Raw genomic sequence first — 16618 nt, forward strand, 5'->3', positions numbered from 1 at the left:
CGCTCAGCGCACGTTGCCGTTCGAGCACGTCTGCTGCGCGGCGGAGTTGCCCTTGATGGAATCGGGAAGCGCCACGACGTCCGGAGCCGTCGTGGGGGTCGGCGTCGCCCCCTGTGTCGGCGTGGTGGGCTCCGTGGGCTCGGTCGGAGTCGTCGGTTCCTCCACGACGACGCCATCGTTGCTGGTGTTCTCGTGCGTGATCTGCAACTGGGCGTTGGCCTCGATCGCGTCCCAGAGGGCGGCGGCGGCCTCCTCGTTCGGCACGACCTTGTTCGGGTCGTCCCAGTCCTCCAGGGTCGGATACTGCACGAACACGATGTCCTCGAACGGCACCGACTTCACGGCCAGCGCGATCTGCACGATCATCATCGGGTCGGCGAGCGACGTGCTCGTCTCCAGGTTCTGGATGCCGGTGTTGGCGAGCTTCAGCATGACCGGCACGTTGCCCAGCACCTCGCCGCTGATGAGCTTGCGGGCGAGACTGGACATGTACTGCTGCTGGTTGCCGATGCGGCCCAGGTCGCTGCCGTCGCCGACGCCGTGCCGGGTGCGGAGGAACTGCAGAGCCTCGAGGCCCTGGACGGTGTGCGTGCCGGCCGCCATGTCCAGACCCGTGTAGCGGTCCCGGATCGGGTTCGCGAGGCAGACGTCGACCCCGCCGATCGCGTTGGTGATCTCGATGACACCACCGAACGTCACGGAGGCGGCGAACTGCACCTCCTGGTCCGTGAGTGCCGAGATCGTACGGACGACGCAGTTCAGCCCGCCGTCGGTGTACGCAACGTTGAGCGGCTGCTTGCTCATCGCGGCCGTGGCGTTGCCGTCCTCGTCCTCGCACGACGGGATCGGGATCATGAGGTCACGCGGGAAGCTGACGACGGTGATCCGCCGCGGCTCCTCGGACACGTGCACGAGCAGGTTCACGTCGTTGAGCGTGCCCTCGGCATCGCCGCCGGTGCACCGGTCGCCGAAGTACTGCTTGTAGTCGTCCTCGCAGGTGTCGACTCCGGCGAGGACGAGGTTGAACCCACCCTTGTAGGCCCCGATGTCCGGCGGCAGGTCTTCCTGCCCGTCGAGATCGACGGCGTTCGCGGAGACGGTGCTGGAGAAGTCGAGGTAGAAGTAGGCCGCGACGCCGATGCCGCTGACGAGCACCACCGCCATGCTGATCGCGAGAAGCCGGAGGAGCTGGCTGACGGGACCGGGCGAGCGCAGCTGACCATGTCGCGCGACGGTGCGGCGGCGTCGGGTGTTCTCGCTCACTCGGGCCCTTTCGGATTCAGCGACGGCGGGGGTACCGCGCTCAGGAAGCGGAGGGTGTGGGATTCGAACCCACGAGACATCTCTGCCCACTGGTTTTCAAGACCAGCTCCATCGGCCGCTCGGACAACCCTCCCGACAGAAACTTCTGTCGACCAGGCGCGAGTCTAGCCGAGTTCTATTCTCCGGCGTCGACCTGGGCGGGCGCTGGAAGCGTGTTCAGGGCGGCGGCGAGCCCTCCCCGCTCGACGTCGGCGGTGATCTCCCCCGCGGCGTCCTTCACCTCGACCGGCGCCTGTCCCATGGCCACCGCGCGTCCGCCGCCGCTGCGGGCCCAGCCGAACATGCCGATGTCGTTGCGTCCGTCCCCGGCGACGAGCACCCGCGCAGCGTCGAGACCGAGTTCGTCCCGCACACGCTCCAGGGCCGTGCCCTTGTCGACGCCCTGCGGAGCGATGTCCAGCCAGGCCGTCCACCCGATCGCATAGGAGACCTCGTTGAGGCCGGCGTCGGCGACGAGACGATGGAAGTCGTCCTCGTCGTGTCCGGGCGAGACGACGACGATTCGGGAGACGGGAAGGGCTCCGAGCTCCTCGAAGTCGACCTGGCGTCCGCCGTCGAGAGTCCAGTCGTCCAGCTGCTCGGTGAACAGGCGCTGGCCAGACCCGAGCTCGACCATGTACCGGGCGTCCGGAAGCCGATCCCGCAACAGGGCCAGCACGGGTGTCGGGTCGAAGGTCTCGACGTGCCAGCGCTCCCAGTCATCCCCGTCTCGGCGCATCGTCACGGCACCGTTGGAACACACCACATAGTCGGCGGTGAGGCCGAGCTCCTCCACATAGCGGCGGGTCGCCATCCAGCTGCGGCCGGTGGCGATGGTGACCACGTGCCCCGCTTCGCGGACTCGGGTGATGGCCTCGGGCACCCCGGGGCTCATCGTCTCGTCCTGGAGGAGGATGGTCCCGTCGACGTCGAGGCCGACCAGCCAGGGCGCCGTCACCGGGTGCCCTGCTCGTCGGCGAGCGGGCGGATCACCTCGAGTCCGCCGAGGTAGGGGCGCAGGACCTCGGGGACCCGTACCGAGCCGTCCGCCTGCTGATGCGTCTCGAGCAGGGCGACGATCCAGCGCGTGGTCGCGAGCGTGCCGTTGAGGGTCGCGACATGCTGGGTCTTCGGCGCCGTGCCACCGTCCTCCGCGGTCGGGCGGTATCGCACGTCGAGACGACGCGCCTGGAAGGTCGTGCAGTTCGAGGTGGACGTCAACTCGCGGAATGCGCCCTGGGTGGGCACCCACGCCTCGATGTCGTACTTGCGGGCTGCGCTCGACCCGAGGTCTCCCGCGGCGACGTCGATCACGCGGTAGGCCAGACCCAGCGAGGTCAGCATCTCCTCCTGAAGGGCGACGAGACGCAGATGCTCGGCCTCCGCGTCCTCGGCTGTGGTGTAGACGAACATCTCCAGCTTGTTGAACTGGTGCACGCGGATGATCCCGCGGGTGTCCTTGCCGTGCGAGCCGGCCTCACGGCGGTAGCAGGTCGACCATCCGGCGTAGCGGAGGGCACCGCGCGCGAGATCGACGATCTCGTCCTTGTGGTACCCGGCGAGGGCGACCTCGCTCGTGCCGACCAGGTAGAGGTCGTCGTCCTTGTCGAGGTGGTAGACCTCATCGGCGTGCTCGCCGAGGAAGCCGGTGCCCTGCATGATCTCAGGGCGCACGAGGGTGGGCGTGATGAGCGGGACGAAGCCGTTCTGCAGCGCCTTGTCGAGAGCGAGGTTCATGAGTGCGATCTCGAGCCGGGCGCCGATCCCGCGGAGGAAGTAGAAGCGCGCTCCGGAGACCTTGGCCCCGCGCTCCATGTCGATGGCGCCGAGCATCTCACCGAGCTCGAGGTGGTCGCGCGGCTCGAAGTCGAACGCCGGGACCTCGCCCACGCGGCGCAATTCGACGAAGTCCTCCTCACCGCCGGCGGGGACACCGTCGATGACGACGTTCTCGATCCGCGCCAGTGCCGTGGCGGCGGCCTCGGCCGCCTCGTTCGCCGCGTGCTGCGCCTGCTTGACCCGGTCGGCGAGGTCCTTGGCCTGCGCGACCAGGGCGGCCTTCTCCTCCTTGGGTGCCTTCGCGACCTGCTTGCCGAACGCGTTCTGCTCGGCGCGCAGCTCCTCGAATGCGGCGAGCGCGGCGCGGCGCGATCGGTCGGCCTCGAGTGCGACGTCGACGGTGCTCTGGTCGTTGCCACGGGCAGCCTGCGAACGGCGGACGATCTCCGGGTTGTCGCGGAGGAGTGCGAGGTCGATCATCCCGCAAGTCTACGAGGTGCGAGGGGAGGGCCCGGGCGGGCGGTCTAGAGTAGCGCCATGACCACGAGTCCCCCCGTCCTGAAGCAGGCGGCGCTCGTGTACAACCCGGTGAAAGTGGACGGGAAGCGCCTGCGCGCTCAGGTCCGCGACCTCTCCCGCGAAGCGGGGTGGGATCACCCCGCTTTCTATCCGACGACCATCGAGGACGCGGGGCAGGGGGCGACGGCGGAAGCGCTCGCACGCGGGGTGGACGTCGTGCTCGTGGCCGGCGGCGACGGCACGGTGCGGGCGGTCGCCGAAGCCATCGCCCGCACCGGTGTCCCACTCGCGATCCTCCCGAGCGGCACCGGGAATCTCCTCGCGCGGAACCTCGGCCTCCCGCTGACCGACCCTGCGGAGATGATCCGCGCCGCGCTGGGCGACTTCCACCATCCGATCGACATCGGGTGGGCACGGATGACCAGGGAGGACGGCAGCGAGGAGGAGCACGCCTTCGTCGTGCTCGCCGGCATCGGTCTCGACGCCGACATGATCGCCAACACCCGAGCCGACCTGAAGAAGTCCGTCGGCTGGATCGCGTACGTCGACGGCGCGGCCCGGTCCCTTCCGCGCGCGAAGCCCTTCCGCGCCGTGTACCAGATCGGCACGGGACGCCTGCACTCCACGAAGGTGCACAGCATCCTGTTCGCGAACTGCGGCACCCTCCCCGCGGGCATCTCCCTCATCCCGGACGCCTCCATCACGGATGCCACCCTCGACGTCGCGGTCATCCAGCCCACCGGCGTGCTCGGCTGGCTGGGCGTCTGGCGGAAGATCTGGTGGGACAACTCCGTGCTGCGCCGCTTCCGCGCCGGACGCTTCGTGCTCGATCGCCGCGGCACGGACGCGTCCGTCCACTACTTCCGCGGCGCCCGCGCCGAGGCCGCCGCACCCGGCCCCACGCCGATCGAGCTCGACGGCGACGAGTTCGGGGAGGCCGTGCACGTCACCTGCCGGGCGGACCCCGATGCGCTCCTGCTGGCGCTGCCCACCGGGCACCCGGTGCACATCCTCTGACCAGGGGCTGCGGACTCAGCGCACCTCGACCGTGCCGTCGAGGCCGCCGCCGACGAGCGTCAGCTGGAACGGACCGTCGTCGTCGACGTCATCCTCGGGGAATTCGACCACCGTGGCCCGGGGCGCCATGTCCATGGTGCAGACCTGGTTCTCGTCGGTGACGAAGGTCACGGTCCCCGTGGATCCGTCGGCCTCGGCGGATTCGACGACCGGAGCACAGCTGGAGGACCCCCAGGTCAACAGGACGAGCCCGCCGTCGTCGAACCAGCCGGCCGACGGCTGGTACTCGGTCGCCGAGCCCGGCGTCGCCGTGGCCTCGGGGTCGGCATCGACATCGATCTCGTCGAGCAGGTCGCCGTAGGTCACCACGAGGGTGATGTCCTTCGTCGGGTCCACGCCCTCGGGCAGAGCGCCGACGCTCGCCCGCGGCGCGAGGTCCGCCGTGCACGCCTGCTCCGTCGCGCCATCGCCTTCAGGTTCGACGAGGGTGACCGAGACCCGCTGCCCCTCGGCGGTGATCTCGTCGACCTGAGGCAGGCACGTCGAGGATCCCCAGCTCACGATGGCGAACATCCGCCCGTCGTCGAGGAGCGTCGCGTCCATGTCGTCCTGCTCGTCGCTGCTCCCGGCGTTCCCGGGGCCGCTGGAGGGATCCGACGTGGTGTGCGGTGCGGTGCCGCCCGGGCCCACCGTGCAGCCGGCGAGGACGAGGGCCGCGGCGAGCGCGGAGGACACGGCGATCACGAGCCTGCGGGGAGTCATGCCCTCAGGGTAGCGGCGGGTTCCTCCGCCCGAAACGGGGGTTGACGGAATGCCCGCTCACTGCAGTGCGGAGGTGAGCCGCGCGAGGTTGTCGAGCACGGTGGAGCGCAGGGGCTGCTGCATCCATTCCTCGAGGGTCAGCTCCCTGCTCAGCGACCGGTACTTGTCCTCCACCTCGCGCATCTCGGCGACGAACTCCTCGCCGCGCACGAGCATCGAGACCTCGAGGTTCAGGCCGAATGAGCGCATGTCCATGTTGCTCGAGCCGATGACGGCGACCTCGTCGTCGATGGTGAGGCTCTTCGTGTGGAGGATGTACGGCTTCCGGTACATCCAGATCCGCACGCCGGCCCGCAGCAGCGCTTCGTAGTAGCTGCGCTGCGCGTGGTAGACCATCGCTTGATCGCCCTCCTCCGAGACGAACAGCTGCACCTCGACCCCGCGGTCCACGGCCGCGGTGACCGCCAGCAGCAGGGCCTCGTCGGGCACGAAGTACGGGCTGACGATCATGATCTGTTTCTTCGCCGCGTAGAGGAGCGCGAGGAACAGCCGCAGGTTGTTCTCGACCTCGAAGCCGGGGCCGGACGGCACGACCTGGCAGTCCAGGTCCCCGGAGCCGATGTTGGCGTGGGAGATGTCGATCTCTTCGAGCACCTCATCGGTCTCGCTGTACCAGTCGCTGAGGAAGATCGCGTTGACGCTCAGCACGACGGGTCCGTCGAGCCTGACCATCAGGTCGACCCAGTGCAGACCGCGCCGGATGTTCTTCGGCAGGTTGTAGGTGGAATCCGTGATGTTCTGAGACCCCAGGAAGGCGATGTTGCCGTCCACGACGAGGAGCTTGCGGTGGTTGCGCAGATCCGGCCGCTGCATCTTGCCCTTGAGCGGCTGCACGGGCAGCATCAGGTGCCACTCGGCGCCCATCTCGTTCAGACGCGCGATGGTCTGGCGATAGCGGGGCTTGCCGCGGTTCGCCCAGTGGTCCAGGAGCACGCGCACCGCCACGCCCCGCGCGGCGACCTCCTCGAGGGCGCGGAAGAAGTTGTCCGTCGAGTCGTCGGACTGCAAGATGTAGAACTCCACGTGCACGTAATCCTGCGCGGTGCGGATGGCCTCGGCCATCTCGTCGAGCGACTCCTGGTAGTCCGAGATGAGGTGCGCGCCGTTGTCCCCGGAGAGCGGCAGGGCACCGAGGCGCTGGTTCATCTGCACGATGGGACCGAACCATGCGGGGGCGTTGGGTCGCAGCGTCCCGAAGTGCAGGTGCTCGCTCGTCTCGGCGATGTACTCGTTGATCTGTTCCTGCTTCCGGCGCCGCGCGCGCGGCAGGCGGGGGTTCCCGATCAGCAGGAACAGGAAGACGCCGACCACCGGGATGAAGAACACGGCGAGGAGCCAGGCCATCGCCGCGGTGGGGCGGCGGTTGCGCGGGATGACGATGACGGCGGTGACGCGGATGATGATGTCGAGCACCAGGACCACGGCGGCGACCCACCAGCCCCAGGACTCCGCGGTCATCACGCCCCCTCACCCACACCGGGGATCGTCACCCCGGGGCGCACCGGACCCGGCGCGCTCGCTTCACAGTAGCGGATGGGTCGGACTCAGGCCCGCGGAGGCAGCCCGCGCGCGGCGCGTTCCTCGGCCTCGATCTGCGCATGGACCTTCCGTTCCGTGCGGTCGAACCGCAGGATGCCGCGGAGCACGACGAAGAAGACGATGCTGACGCCGACCGTCGGCAGGAGCGACCATGCCGCGGCGAGCCAGAAGTTGTCCATGCCTCCATCGTACGCGAGCGACTGATCGTGCACAGGCGGCGCTTCTCAGGATTCTCATCCACATGGGTCCATCACCGGTCCGACGGGCGCGAAGGCACGCGAACCTCTCCTCATGACAACCGTGCTCCGCGCCTCCGACTCCGCCCAGTTCCTCAGTATCGTGCCCGCACTCGCCGGCTTCACGCCGCGCGAGAGCATCGCCCTCCTCCCGTTCCACGGCACCCGCAGCGACGGGGCGATGCGCCTCGACCTCCCTGACGCCGCCGTCCCGGTCCTGCACTACGCCGCAGCGGCGGTCGAGCTCGTCGTCCGTGTCCCTGGCACCGACGCGGTGGCCGTCGTGGTGTACACCGACGAGCCCCCGCAGCGCACGCCTGACGGCCTGGTCCTGCCGCACGCCGTGATGGTCGACACACTGCTGGGCTGCGCCGAGGGAGCGGGCCTGCGCGCCGTCGAGGCCCTGTGCGTGACGCCCGAAGGATGGGCCCGCTACGACGACGCCGAGCCTCCGCTCCATCCGCTGTCGGACATCGTTCCCCCGCCGGACGCCTCCGCGCTCGGCGACGTCTCCGGCGACCAGTTCTCCGGCGCGGGACTCCCGCCGGTTCCCGCCGCAGAGGAGCAGCAGGTCGCGCGCGTGCTGCGCGGGCTCGACGGCGCGCTCCCGTCCGGGCCTGCCGGGGCCCCCGATCCGGCGGACGCGGAGGTGATTGCGGCGTACGCCCTCCTCGACGACATCCCCGCCTTCCTCGAAGCCGTCGCCCTCGCCCGTGAACCCCTGCAGCCTCTGGCCGCCGCAGCGCTCGTGTGGTGCCTCGGGCGCCCGCCGGTGCGCGACGCGGCCATCGCCCAGTGGGCCACCGATCACCGCCGCGGGATCCGCACCATGGAGGCGCAGCTGGCTTTCGCAGCCTCCGGCGCTCCGGTACCCGACGACATCGGACGGGTGTTCCTCGGTCGCGGCCCGGCGCCGGACGGCGAGCGCCTTCGCACCGCGCTGCACGCCGTCCGACACGCCACCGCCCTGGCGCCACGAGAAGCGCGTCCCGGACCGCTCACGGTCGCCGCCTGGCTCTCCTGGGCGCTCGGCCGCGCCACGCACGCGGGACGCTACCTCGACATGGCCAGGGAGATCGATCCGGACTACAGCCTCGCCCTGCTCCTGGACACCATGATGTGCGGTGCCGTGCTGCCCGAGTGGGCCTTCCGCGGGCGGCGTGGAGAGTGAGCGGCTCGCGGCTACTTGACCAGCGGGAAGAGGATCGTCTCGCGGATGCCGAGGCCGGTGATCGCCATCAGCAGGCGATCGATGCCCATGCCCATACCCCCGGACGGCGGCATGCCGTGCTCCAGCGCCCGCAGGAACTCCTGGTCGATCGGCATGGCCTCGACATCACCGCGCGCGGCGAGCTTCGCCTGCTCCTCGAACCGTTCCCGCTGGATGACCGGGTCGACGAGCTCGGAGTAGCCGGTCGCCAGCTCGAAGCCACGGATGTAGAGGTCCCACTTCTCCACGACGCCCTCGACGGACCGGTGCTCGCGCACGAGAGGCGACGTGTCGACGGGGAAGTCCATGACGAAGGTCGGCCGCACGAGGTCACCCTTCACGAAGTGCTCCCAGAGCTCCTCGACGAGCTTCCCGTGCGTGGCCTGGGGCGGCACGTCGACGCCGTTGGCCTCGGCGAAGGCGATCAGGTCCTCGACGGCGTCCGTCGGCGTGACGGTGCGGCCGGAGGCGGCCGACAGCGACTCGTACATCGAGATGCGGTCCCACTCGCCGCCCAGGTCGTACTCGGTGCCGTCCGCCCAGGTCACCGTGGTCGACCCGGCGACGGCGACCGCCGCCTGCTGGACGAGCTCCTGGGTGAGCGCCGCCATCTGGTTGTAGTCGCCGTAGGCCTGGTAGGCCTCGAGCATCGCGAATTCCGGGCTGTGGGTCGAGTCGGCGCCCTCGTTGCGGAAGTTCCGGTTGATCTCGAACACGCGCTCGATACCGCCCACGACCGCGCGCTTCAGGTAGAGCTCCGGCGCGATGCGGAGGTAGAGCTCGGTGTCGAAGGCGTTGGAGTGGGTGATGAAGGGTCGGGCGGATGCGCCGCCATGCTGCACCTGCAACATGGGAGTCTCCACCTCGAGGTAGCCGTGCGCGGCGAACGTGGACCGCAGGCTGGCGTTCACCGCGGCGCGTGCGCGCACGGTCGTCCGCGCCTGTTCCCGCACGATGAGGTCGAGGTAGCGGCTCCGTACCCGGCCCTCTTCGCTGAGCTCGGCGTAGGCGTTGGGGAGCGGCAGGATCGCCTTCGAGGCGATGGCCCAATCATCCGCCATGATCGACAGCTCACCGCGGCGGCTGGAGATGACCTCGCCGTGCACGAAGACGTGGTCCCCGAGGTCGACGAACTCCTTCCACTCGGCGAGCGACTCCTCGCCGACGTTGGCCAGCGAGACCATCGCCTGGATCCGGGTGCCGTCCCCGGCCTGGAGGGTGGCGAAGCAGAGCTTGCCGGTGTTGCGGCTGAAGACCACGCGGCCGGCGACGCCGACGATCACACCGGTCTCGGCTCCGGGCTCGAGGTCGCCGTACTCCGCCCGCAGGGCGGGGATGCTGTGCGTCACCGGCACGGCGACCGGGAACGCCCCGCCGCCCGCGTCCGCGCGCTTCTCGATCAGGCGCTCGCGCTTGGCGAGGCGGACGGCCTTCTGCTCGTGGATGTCCTCTTCGGCGGAAGAGGCGGCCGAGGCCGTTTCGGGCGCGGCGGGCGCGTCAGTCATGTGCGGGGCTCCTTGGAAGTCGTACCCAGTTTACCGAGATGGCGCGGCGGACTCCGGCCGGTCGGGCGGAGACCGACGGCGGGCGTTCTTCCCGCGGCGCGGGGCTCGGTAGCCTCGAACCATGGCCCCCACCCGGATCCTCCGCGCCAGCGCCGTCCTCGCCCTCGCCGTCATCCCGGTCCTCGCCCCCTCGGTCGCCATGGCCGTGGAACGCCCGGCGACGACGGTCGCTGCGGCCGCCGATGTCGACGACTTCTCGTACGCATCCTGGGATGCGGTCTACGACGTCGGACTCGACGACGATGGCCGGGCGCGCATGCAGGTGACGGAGACGGTGGTCGCCCGCTTCCCCGACGCCGACCAGAACCGCGGCATCGTGCGGGGCCTGGCGACGACGTACAAGGGCGCCGGCATCGACACCCGGGTCATCGCGGTCACCGACGAGGACGGGACCGCGGTCCCGTACGAGACCGAGGAGGACGACGGGACCCTCTTCGTCCTCACCGGGGACGACGACTTCGTCCATGGCCTCACCACCTATGTCATCGAATACGAGATGCGCGACGTCATCGTCGGGAGCGCACCCGACGCGTCCGGTTCCCGCGCCGCGGACGAGTTCTACTGGGACCTCCTCCCCCTCGACAGCACGCAGCCGATCGAGGCGTTCCGGGCAGACATCCGATTCGATGCCGCCCTGAGCACCCATCTCACCGGGGCGACGAAGTGCTACATCGGTCCTTCCGGTTCCACGGAGCCCTGCGACCTCGAGGGACCGGTCGCAGACGGAGAGGCCACGACTTTCCGCGTCGAGGCCGCACCGCTGCCGGCGGCGGACGGGGTGACGGTAGCCGTCGGCTTCGACCCCGGCACGGTGGTCCAGCCATCCGCGCGGACCCCCGACCCCGTCGCCGATGTCGGGCCGGTGGTCGCCGCCGTCGGCGCCGTGGGTCTCGCGGCGGCCGGCTGGGCGGCGACCGTGGCCGCCGACCGACGTCGACGCCGCGCCACCGGGATCATCGTCGCGCAGTACGACGTCCCCGATGACCAGCCGCCCCTGCTCGCCGCGGCGCTCATCCCCGGCGCGAAGAACGTCGTCCCGGCGGAGATCGTCCACCTCGCCGTCCGCTGCACGCTGCGCATCGAGGAAGGGGCGTCGGACGAAGCGCCCCGGCTGCGACGACAGCCCCAGGGCAGCGCGCCGAGTCCCCTCGACCAGGCTGCGCTCGACGCGCTCTTCCTCCACGCGGATGCGGACGGCGTCGTGGACCTGCCGGCCGAGAGCGAGGCCTTCGCGACGCGGATGACCGCGCTGACGACGAAGGGCCAGGAGGAGGCCTCCCGCCGGGGCTTGACGACCAGGGCGCGGAGCCGCGCTGCCGTCATCCTGCAGTCCGTGGCCATCGCCGTCGCCGTGGTGGGTCTCGTCGTCGCCATCGTCGCCGTGGCATCCGGTCGCCTGTCGGCGGGACCCGCGCTTCTGGCCATCTCCGTCGGGACGCTGCTCGTCGCGGCTTCGAGCTTCTTCACCTTCTCTCGGCACACGGTCCTGACTCCGGAGGGAGCGCAGGCGTACGAGCACCTGCAGGGGGTGCGCGAGTTCATCCGCGTCGCGGAGGAGGATCGGTTGCGGATGCTGCAGTCCTACACCGGCGCGGAACGGCGCACGGAGGAGGGCGCGGACGTCATCCATGTGTACGAGCGCCTCCTCCCCTACGCGATGCTGTTCGGCATGGAGGACGAGTGGGGCCGGGTGCTCGAGACGGCGTACAGCCGGGAGGCGTACGGCCCGACGTGGATCGGCGACCCCACGTCCTTCGCTCTCCGCACGTCGCTCGTGGCGTTCATGAGCTCCTCCACGGCGGCCGCGACCTACTCGGCCCCGTCCACCGGCACGTCGTCCAGCACCGGCGGCTCGTTCGGCGGAGGCTTCTCCGGGGGCGGCGGTGGCGGCGGCTTCTCCGGCGGACGCTGAGCCGGGGTCACGGCGCGGGCGCGTGATCAGACGAGAGGTGGCGGGTCCGAGGCGTCGCGCAACGCCCGCTCGACGGTCGACTGCACCAAGGCCGACAGGAAGCCGCCCGGATTCTCGACCCCGATCTCCCGGAGCCGCGAGGTCGACTGTCCGATGATCGAACGGGAGAACTCCGTGGCCGTGGCGATCGCGTCGGCATAGGCGGCACGGTCGGCCTCCGCGATGACGACCGGTTCGCACCCCATCTCGACGGCCAGCGCCTGGGCGATCGGAAGCACGGCGGCGGGAGCGGTGACCGCCGCGAATCCTGCCTGCAACTGCCGGAGATCGATCGAGGTCCCGGTGAACGTGATCGCCGGATGCACCGCCAACGGGATGGCGCCGCGCTCCGCCGCCGGACGCAGGACCTCGATGCCCTGTGCCGGATCGGTGTGGAGGACGAGCTGGCCGATCTGCCACCCGCCGAGCTCGGCGATGCCCGAGACCAGGGCCGACAGCTCAGCGGAAGGGACCGCGAGGATCACCAGTTCGGACCGCCGCACCACCTCCTGCGTCTCCAGCACCGGGACGCCGGGGAGCACCGCCGACGCACGCTCATCGTCCGACCCGCTGGTGATCCCGACGATCGCGTGCCCGGCCCCGGCCAGCGCCGCGCCGATGACCGGTCCGACCCGCCCCGCGCCGATGATGCCGACGCCGAGACGGCCGTCGCGCACCACGCTCACTCCTCGCGCGGCGCGTCGGTTCGCGCCGGCGGCGCGGTCGGCGCCGGCGGGGCCGAAGGCGCGGTCGTCTGCGGCGCCGGCGGAGCAGGTGGGGGTGCGACCGGGGGCGCCGTGACGGGAGGGGCCGGAGGCGGTGCGACCGGGGGCGCGGTCACCGGAGGCGCCGGCGGCGGCGTCACCGCAGGAGTCCGCACCGGCGGAGCAGGTGGGGCCGCCGAGCCCGGGGATGCGGAGGGCGGCGCCACCGGGGGCGCGGGTGCCACGGACGGGGCTGATGCCGGGCCGCCGAACACGGGAGGCGCGGGAGGCATCGGAGCGGCAGGACCGCCGAACTGCGGCGGAGCGGGCGGCGCGACGGGAGCCGCGGCGTGCTCGCTCCACCGGTGGGTGTGGTCGCGGGATGCCGCTTCGGCGGCGGCGATGCTGACCTCGTCGAGCAGTGCGAGGGCATCTGCCCGCTCGAGACCCGACAGGAGGCCGGTGATCGGTCCAGGCACGGTGTGCACCTGGGCTCCGGAGACCGCCTGAGCCCGGTCGATCGGCCCCTGACTGAGCGACACACCCTGGAGACGCGCGAGCGGGAAGACCGCGAGCTTGCGCCACACGATGCCGCGGCGCAGCAGCAGTCCGTCCGTCGTCAGCGCGTATCCGTGGCGCTTCCAGGAGACCGGCCGCCGCCACCACGCCCGGCGCGGCATCGTCCGGTAGGGGTCGTTCTCGGCCGGACCGACGACGCCCTGATCCCACAGCGCGGGGATGCTCTCCGCCGGAACGTCGGGCAGCACGAGGGACAGCACGCGCTCGACGTCCGCGCGCTTGCCGACGGGCAGCACGACGTTGAACTGCTGACCGCTGCTCGACGACTGCTGGGCGGCGCTCTTGCCGCTCATCCGGTTGATCTTGATGGTCCACCAGCCGAACGGCCGCCAGAGCAGGGACTGCGACACCTCGACCGCGAAGATACGGCCGGGCGGGAGGGTCTCGGTGACGGTGGTGAGCAGTCCGTAGGTGATGCGCACGCCGTCGGGGGTGGGCGCGATGGAGTACCGCAGCGACTTCGAGATCTGCGCCCAGGTGATACCGACGACCGCGATGAGCATCGGGACGCCCATGCCGAGACCGATGCCGAGGAGGACGATCCCGCCGTCGGGATCCCCGTCGATGAGGACGCCGATGAGGGTGCTGCCGATCGCGATGGCGAAGATCACGCCGAAGAACACCAGCCACAGCAGCCCGGAGATGAGCTGCGAGCCGATCAGTCGGCCGGCGGGGATCTTGACGACGCTCTCGGGCACGACGTCCTGCAGGTCCACTCCGGCGAGCAAGCCGTTGACGCCCTCGTTCATCGAGCCGACGAGCTGTGCGCGCGCGGAGGTCGGAGCGGACCCGTCGGGCGTCGCTGCGCCCTGGGGGTCGAGGGCGGCGTGCCGTGCGGCGCGCGCGCCCGAGGCGAGTCGGAGGATCTCGGCGCGCACCCCCTCGGCCCGCGGGGTCGCCAGGTACTCCAGCGCGACGTTCGCATCCGTGCCCGCGCCCACGACCTCGAGCTTCGCGAGGCCGATGATGCGTGCGGGGAACGGCCGCGTGAGGTTCACGCCCTGCACGCGGTCGAGGGGCGCGCGGCGATGGGAGCGGAAGATGATGCCCTTGCGCACCTCGACGTGGTCGCCGGTGATGCGGAACTGTTGGAAGCGCCAGACGAACCAGAAGACCGCCACGAGCACCACGACGAGCGCCAGGACACCCAGCAGCGCGATCAGCGCGAAGTTGTTCGCGAGCACCCAGTCCACCGGGTCGCCCCCGGTGTAGTCGTCGTAGTGCGCCTCCTCCGGCGCGAACTGCCCGACGAGCCAGGCGATGACCCGGTCGCGCATGTTCGCGATCACGATGCCGCCCACGATGATGAGCGCCAGGCCGCCCTTGAACAGCGGCGTCAGCGGATGCATCCGATGCCATTCGCCGTCCGCGAGGTGCGTCGACGGCGTGCCCGCGGAGGTCTGCCCCGGCGCGGCGGTGGGAAGCTGCGACTCGCTCACAGGCCGGTCCGGCGGGTCTCGGCGACCTGGATCAGCGTGTCGCGCAGCGCCTCGGCCGCCGCCTGGGTGAGGCCGGGGATCTGCACACCGGTGGTCGCCGCCGCGGTGACCATCTTGAGCTGGGAGATGCCGAACGCCCGGTCGAGCGGCCCCTGGGTGATGTCGACGAGCTGCATGCGCCCGTACGGCACCGCGATCATGCGCTGCCACAGGATGCCCTTGCGGAACACGATGTCGTCCGCCCGCAGCATGTAGCCGATCGCCCGCGCCTGTCGCGGGAGGATGATCAGCGTCACGAGCGTGATGAGGATGATGACCCCGGCCGGGATCCACACCCAGTCCTGCTCGAGCACGATGTTCAGCACGATCGCGGCGGCCACGACGATGGCCAGGAAGATGACGTTCTGCACGATCTGCGACACGACGTAGCGCGGCGAGATCTGGTGCCAGGTGCCGTCGAGCTCGAGGCGGGCCTCGTTGCGTGCCGTGCGCAGCCGCGTGTACGTGCCCTGGTCGAGGGCGTCGAGGTCAGTGCCCTCCGCCGGGTTCAGGGGCGCGGTCTCTGGGTTCTGAGTCATCAGGATCCTTCGGCAGGGTGCAGAACTGTTCGGCGACGAGAGCGGCGACGACGAGCACGACCGCACTCGCGATCAGCGCCACCATGGCCACAGTCGACCCTATCGGGGGATCGATGGGGCGCGTGAGGAGGAAGGCCAGCAGCCCGGCGCCGAAGCCGGCCAGGATCGCGCCCAGCAGGCTGGACGCCCGGGCGAGGGTCGCGGCCCGCAGGGCACGGAACGGGTCGATGCGCACCCCGGACCGGACGCTGCGCCGCACCGGCCAGGCCACCCCGAGCGATGCGCCGGCTATGAGGACGAGCAGCACCGGGAGGAACAGGGACGGCGTGAACGTGGCTCGACCGGTCGCCGTGAGCATCTGGTCGAGGATGAACCCGGCACCGGCGCCGACGAGCGCGAGGACGGCGAGCAGCCCGGCAGAGGTGCGCTTCATCCCTCGCCTCGCGCGCGGAGGTCCGCCGCCAGATCAGCGACGCGGCGCCCCGCGAGCTCGGCGTCGGGGGCGACGTCGAGCCAGGGCTCCAGGACGAACAGCCGCTCCGCCGCCCGCGGATGGGGCAACTGGATCCGGGGGTCGTCCGAGACGACGTCGCCGTAGGCGATGAGGTCGAGGTCCAGAGTGCGGTCACCCCACCGCTCGCCGCGGACGCGACCGTTCTCGTCCTCGATGGCGTGCAGCATGCCGAGGAGGATCTCCGGAGCGAGGCGCGTGGTCACCAGAGCCACTGCGTTCACGTAGCCGGGGGCGTCGGGATCGGGGCCGTCCACGCAGAGCGCCACCGTCTCGAACAGGCGCGACAGGCGCACGTCGGAGACGAGCGGAAGACGCCCGATTCGTGCCGCCGCAGCGCGGATCGTGTCCTCGCGGTCGCCGAGGTTGGCGCCGAGCGCCACGACCGCCACCGTCTCCGGGCGTGGCGGCCGGGGGCCCGGCACCTCCGGCGGGCGCGTGAGGTTGCGGCTCATGTCGTGATGTCCTCCAGCGACTCCGGCGCCCGCGTCCGATGCACCGTCACGGCCACATCACCGAAGGTCAGCGGGATCGGCGCCTGCGGCTTGTGCACCGTCACGGTCACCTGCTGCACGCGGCGGTCGCCGAGGGCGACGTCCGCGATCCGCTCGGCCAGGGTCTCGATGAGGTTCACCGGCTCACCCGACACGACCGCGGCCACGCGCTCCGCGAGCTCGCCGTAGTGGACCGTGTCGGCCACGTCGTCGGAGGCGGCGGCCTGTTCGAGGGAGAGCCGCAGCCGGAGGTCGACCGTGAACTCCTGCCCGTTCTCCCGCTCGTGCGGGTAGACGCCGTGGTGGCCGAACACAGTCAGCCCTGTCAGCACGATCTCGTCGAGGAAGTCCATGCCTCTAGGGTACGGTGACG

At 70.8% G+C, this 16618-nt stretch carries 16 protein-coding genes and 1 tRNA gene; 3 read left to right on the top strand and 14 right to left on the bottom strand.

All coding sequences use genetic code 11. From position 1 onward, the window contains the following. Positions 1-3: 3 nt before the first annotated feature. From ACIGJI_RS07325 to serS, 4 genes are all read right to left on the bottom strand, one after another. On the bottom strand, positions 4-1263 hold the full coding sequence (locus ACIGJI_RS07325) for an LCP family protein (RefSeq protein ID WP_187663230.1): 1260 nt from the start codon (positions 1261-1263) through the stop codon (positions 4-6). A 48-nt stretch (positions 1264-1311) separates the two neighbouring features. Continuing rightward, positions 1312-1396: transfer RNA gene (locus tag ACIGJI_RS07330), tRNA-Ser, on the bottom strand. 42 nt (positions 1397-1438) lie between these two features. After that, entirely contained in the window at positions 1439-2260 is an 822-nt protein-coding gene (locus tag ACIGJI_RS07335) for an HAD family hydrolase (protein ID WP_187663229.1), read from the bottom strand. Beyond that, positions 2257-3561: a serine--tRNA ligase gene (gene serS, locus ACIGJI_RS07340; protein ID WP_363444710.1), complete on the bottom strand. Its 1305-nt coding sequence runs from the start codon at positions 3559-3561 to the stop codon at positions 2257-2259. Before serS ends, ACIGJI_RS07335 begins: the two co-directional genes overlap by 4 nt. A 57-nt stretch (positions 3562-3618) precedes the next feature. On the opposite strand from serS, the gene ACIGJI_RS07345 reads away from it, so the two are divergent. Then, positions 3619-4617: a diacylglycerol kinase family protein gene (locus ACIGJI_RS07345; protein WP_363444712.1), complete on the top strand. Its 999-nt coding sequence runs from the start codon at positions 3619-3621 to the stop codon at positions 4615-4617. A 15-nt stretch (positions 4618-4632) separates the two neighbouring features. Here the strand turns inward: ACIGJI_RS07345 and ACIGJI_RS07350 are convergent, their stop codons facing one another. The 3 genes from ACIGJI_RS07350 to ACIGJI_RS07360 all read right to left on the bottom strand — a co-directional run bounded on the left by ACIGJI_RS07350 (position 4633) and on the right by ACIGJI_RS07360 (position 7157). Then, the gene (locus tag ACIGJI_RS07350) at positions 4633-5379 is read right to left on the bottom strand and encodes a hypothetical protein (protein WP_363444714.1); all 747 of its coding nucleotides are present in this window, start codon (positions 5377-5379) and stop codon (positions 4633-4635) included. A gap of 57 nt (positions 5380-5436) precedes the next feature. Then, positions 5437-6897, bottom strand: a complete 1461-nt coding sequence (gene cls, locus ACIGJI_RS07355; RefSeq protein WP_363444716.1) for a cardiolipin synthase — start codon at positions 6895-6897, stop codon at positions 5437-5439. A gap of 86 nt (positions 6898-6983) precedes the next feature. Then, entirely contained in the window at positions 6984-7157 is a 174-nt protein-coding gene (locus ACIGJI_RS07360) for a hypothetical protein (protein WP_167627854.1), read from the bottom strand. A 112-nt stretch (positions 7158-7269) separates the two neighbouring features. Here ACIGJI_RS07360 and ACIGJI_RS07365 point away from each other — a divergent pair, with 112 nt between their 5' ends. After that, the gene (locus ACIGJI_RS07365; RefSeq protein ID WP_363444718.1) at positions 7270-8385 is read left to right on the top strand and encodes a DUF4192 family protein; all 1116 of its coding nucleotides are present in this window, start codon (positions 7270-7272) and stop codon (positions 8383-8385) included. 11 nt (positions 8386-8396) lie between these two features. On the opposite strand, the gene lysS is transcribed toward ACIGJI_RS07365, so the two are convergent. Continuing rightward, complete coding sequence (lysS, locus tag ACIGJI_RS07370) at positions 8397-9929, bottom strand: lysine--tRNA ligase (RefSeq protein WP_187663223.1); 1533 nt, start codon at positions 9927-9929, stop codon at positions 8397-8399. A gap of 121 nt (positions 9930-10050) precedes the next feature. Here lysS and ACIGJI_RS07375 point away from each other — a divergent pair, with 121 nt between their 5' ends. Continuing rightward, a complete protein-coding gene (locus ACIGJI_RS07375) occupies positions 10051-11901 on the top strand; it encodes a DUF2207 family protein (RefSeq protein ID WP_363444720.1) in 1851 nt (616 codons plus the stop codon). Between the two features lie 26 nt (positions 11902-11927). On the opposite strand, the gene ACIGJI_RS07380 is transcribed toward ACIGJI_RS07375, so the two are convergent. From ACIGJI_RS07380 to folB, 6 genes are read right to left on the bottom strand one after another with little or no spacing between them, the layout of a single operon-like run. Then, positions 11928-12620, bottom strand: a complete 693-nt coding sequence (locus tag ACIGJI_RS07380; protein WP_259953614.1) for a DUF2520 domain-containing protein — start codon at positions 12618-12620, stop codon at positions 11928-11930. A gap of 2 nt (positions 12621-12622) precedes the next feature. Then, entirely contained in the window at positions 12623-14662 is a 2040-nt protein-coding gene (locus ACIGJI_RS07385; protein ID WP_363444722.1) for a PH domain-containing protein, read from the bottom strand. Further along, positions 14659-15240 (bottom strand): PH domain-containing protein, encoded by a 582-nt coding sequence (locus tag ACIGJI_RS07390; RefSeq protein ID WP_187663220.1) that lies wholly within the window; start codon positions 15238-15240, stop codon positions 14659-14661. Before ACIGJI_RS07390 ends, ACIGJI_RS07385 begins: the two co-directional genes overlap by 4 nt. Then, a complete protein-coding gene (locus ACIGJI_RS07395; protein WP_259953606.1) occupies positions 15191-15673 on the bottom strand; it encodes a DUF3180 domain-containing protein in 483 nt (160 codons plus the stop codon). Before ACIGJI_RS07395 ends, ACIGJI_RS07390 begins: the two co-directional genes overlap by 50 nt. After that, the gene (gene folK, locus ACIGJI_RS07400) at positions 15670-16206 is read right to left on the bottom strand and encodes a 2-amino-4-hydroxy-6-hydroxymethyldihydropteridine diphosphokinase (RefSeq protein ID WP_363444725.1); all 537 of its coding nucleotides are present in this window, start codon (positions 16204-16206) and stop codon (positions 15670-15672) included. Before folK ends, ACIGJI_RS07395 begins: the two co-directional genes overlap by 4 nt. Then, positions 16203-16598, bottom strand: coding sequence for a dihydroneopterin aldolase (gene folB, locus ACIGJI_RS07405; RefSeq protein ID WP_259953603.1), 396 nt, complete (start codon positions 16596-16598; stop codon positions 16203-16205). The genes folK and folB overlap by 4 nt, the downstream gene beginning before the upstream one ends. Positions 16599-16618: the final 20 nt, after the last annotated feature.

Source organism: Microbacterium sp. NPDC064978 (assembly GCF_044543605.1).
In the GTDB taxonomy this organism is placed as follows: domain Bacteria; phylum Actinomycetota; class Actinomycetes; order Actinomycetales; family Microbacteriaceae; genus Microbacterium; species Microbacterium meiriae.

Excerpts from the sequence above, each read along its gene's own strand:
- ACIGJI_RS07395 (WP_259953606.1), bottom strand. The coding sequence starts at position 15,673 with ATGAAGCGCACCTCTGCCGGGCTGCTCGCCGTCCTCGCGCTCGTCGGC.
- ACIGJI_RS07390 (WP_187663220.1), bottom strand. The coding sequence starts at position 15,240 with ATGACTCAGAACCCAGAGACCGCGCCCCTGAACCCGGCGGAGGGCACT.
- ACIGJI_RS07375 (WP_363444720.1), top strand. The coding sequence starts at position 10,051 with ATGGCCCCCACCCGGATCCTCCGCGCCAGCGCCGTCCTCGCCCTCGCC.
- folB (WP_259953603.1), bottom strand. The coding sequence starts at position 16,598 with ATGGACTTCCTCGACGAGATCGTGCTGACAGGGCTGACTGTGTTCGGC.
- folK (WP_363444725.1), bottom strand. The coding sequence starts at position 16,206 with ATGAGCCGCAACCTCACGCGCCCGCCGGAGGTGCCGGGCCCCCGGCCG.
- ACIGJI_RS07345 (WP_363444712.1), top strand. The coding sequence starts at position 3,619 with ATGACCACGAGTCCCCCCGTCCTGAAGCAGGCGGCGCTCGTGTACAAC.
- ACIGJI_RS07360 (WP_167627854.1), bottom strand. The coding sequence starts at position 7,157 with ATGGACAACTTCTGGCTCGCCGCGGCATGGTCGCTCCTGCCGACGGTC.
- cls (WP_363444716.1), bottom strand. The coding sequence starts at position 6,897 with ATGACCGCGGAGTCCTGGGGCTGGTGGGTCGCCGCCGTGGTCCTGGTG.
- lysS (WP_187663223.1), bottom strand. The coding sequence starts at position 9,929 with ATGACTGACGCGCCCGCCGCGCCCGAAACGGCCTCGGCCGCCTCTTCC.
- ACIGJI_RS07350 (WP_363444714.1), bottom strand. The coding sequence starts at position 5,379 with ATGACTCCCCGCAGGCTCGTGATCGCCGTGTCCTCCGCGCTCGCCGCG.
- ACIGJI_RS07365 (WP_363444718.1), top strand. The coding sequence starts at position 7,270 with ATGACAACCGTGCTCCGCGCCTCCGACTCCGCCCAGTTCCTCAGTATC.
- serS (WP_363444710.1), bottom strand. The coding sequence starts at position 3,561 with ATGATCGACCTCGCACTCCTCCGCGACAACCCGGAGATCGTCCGCCGT.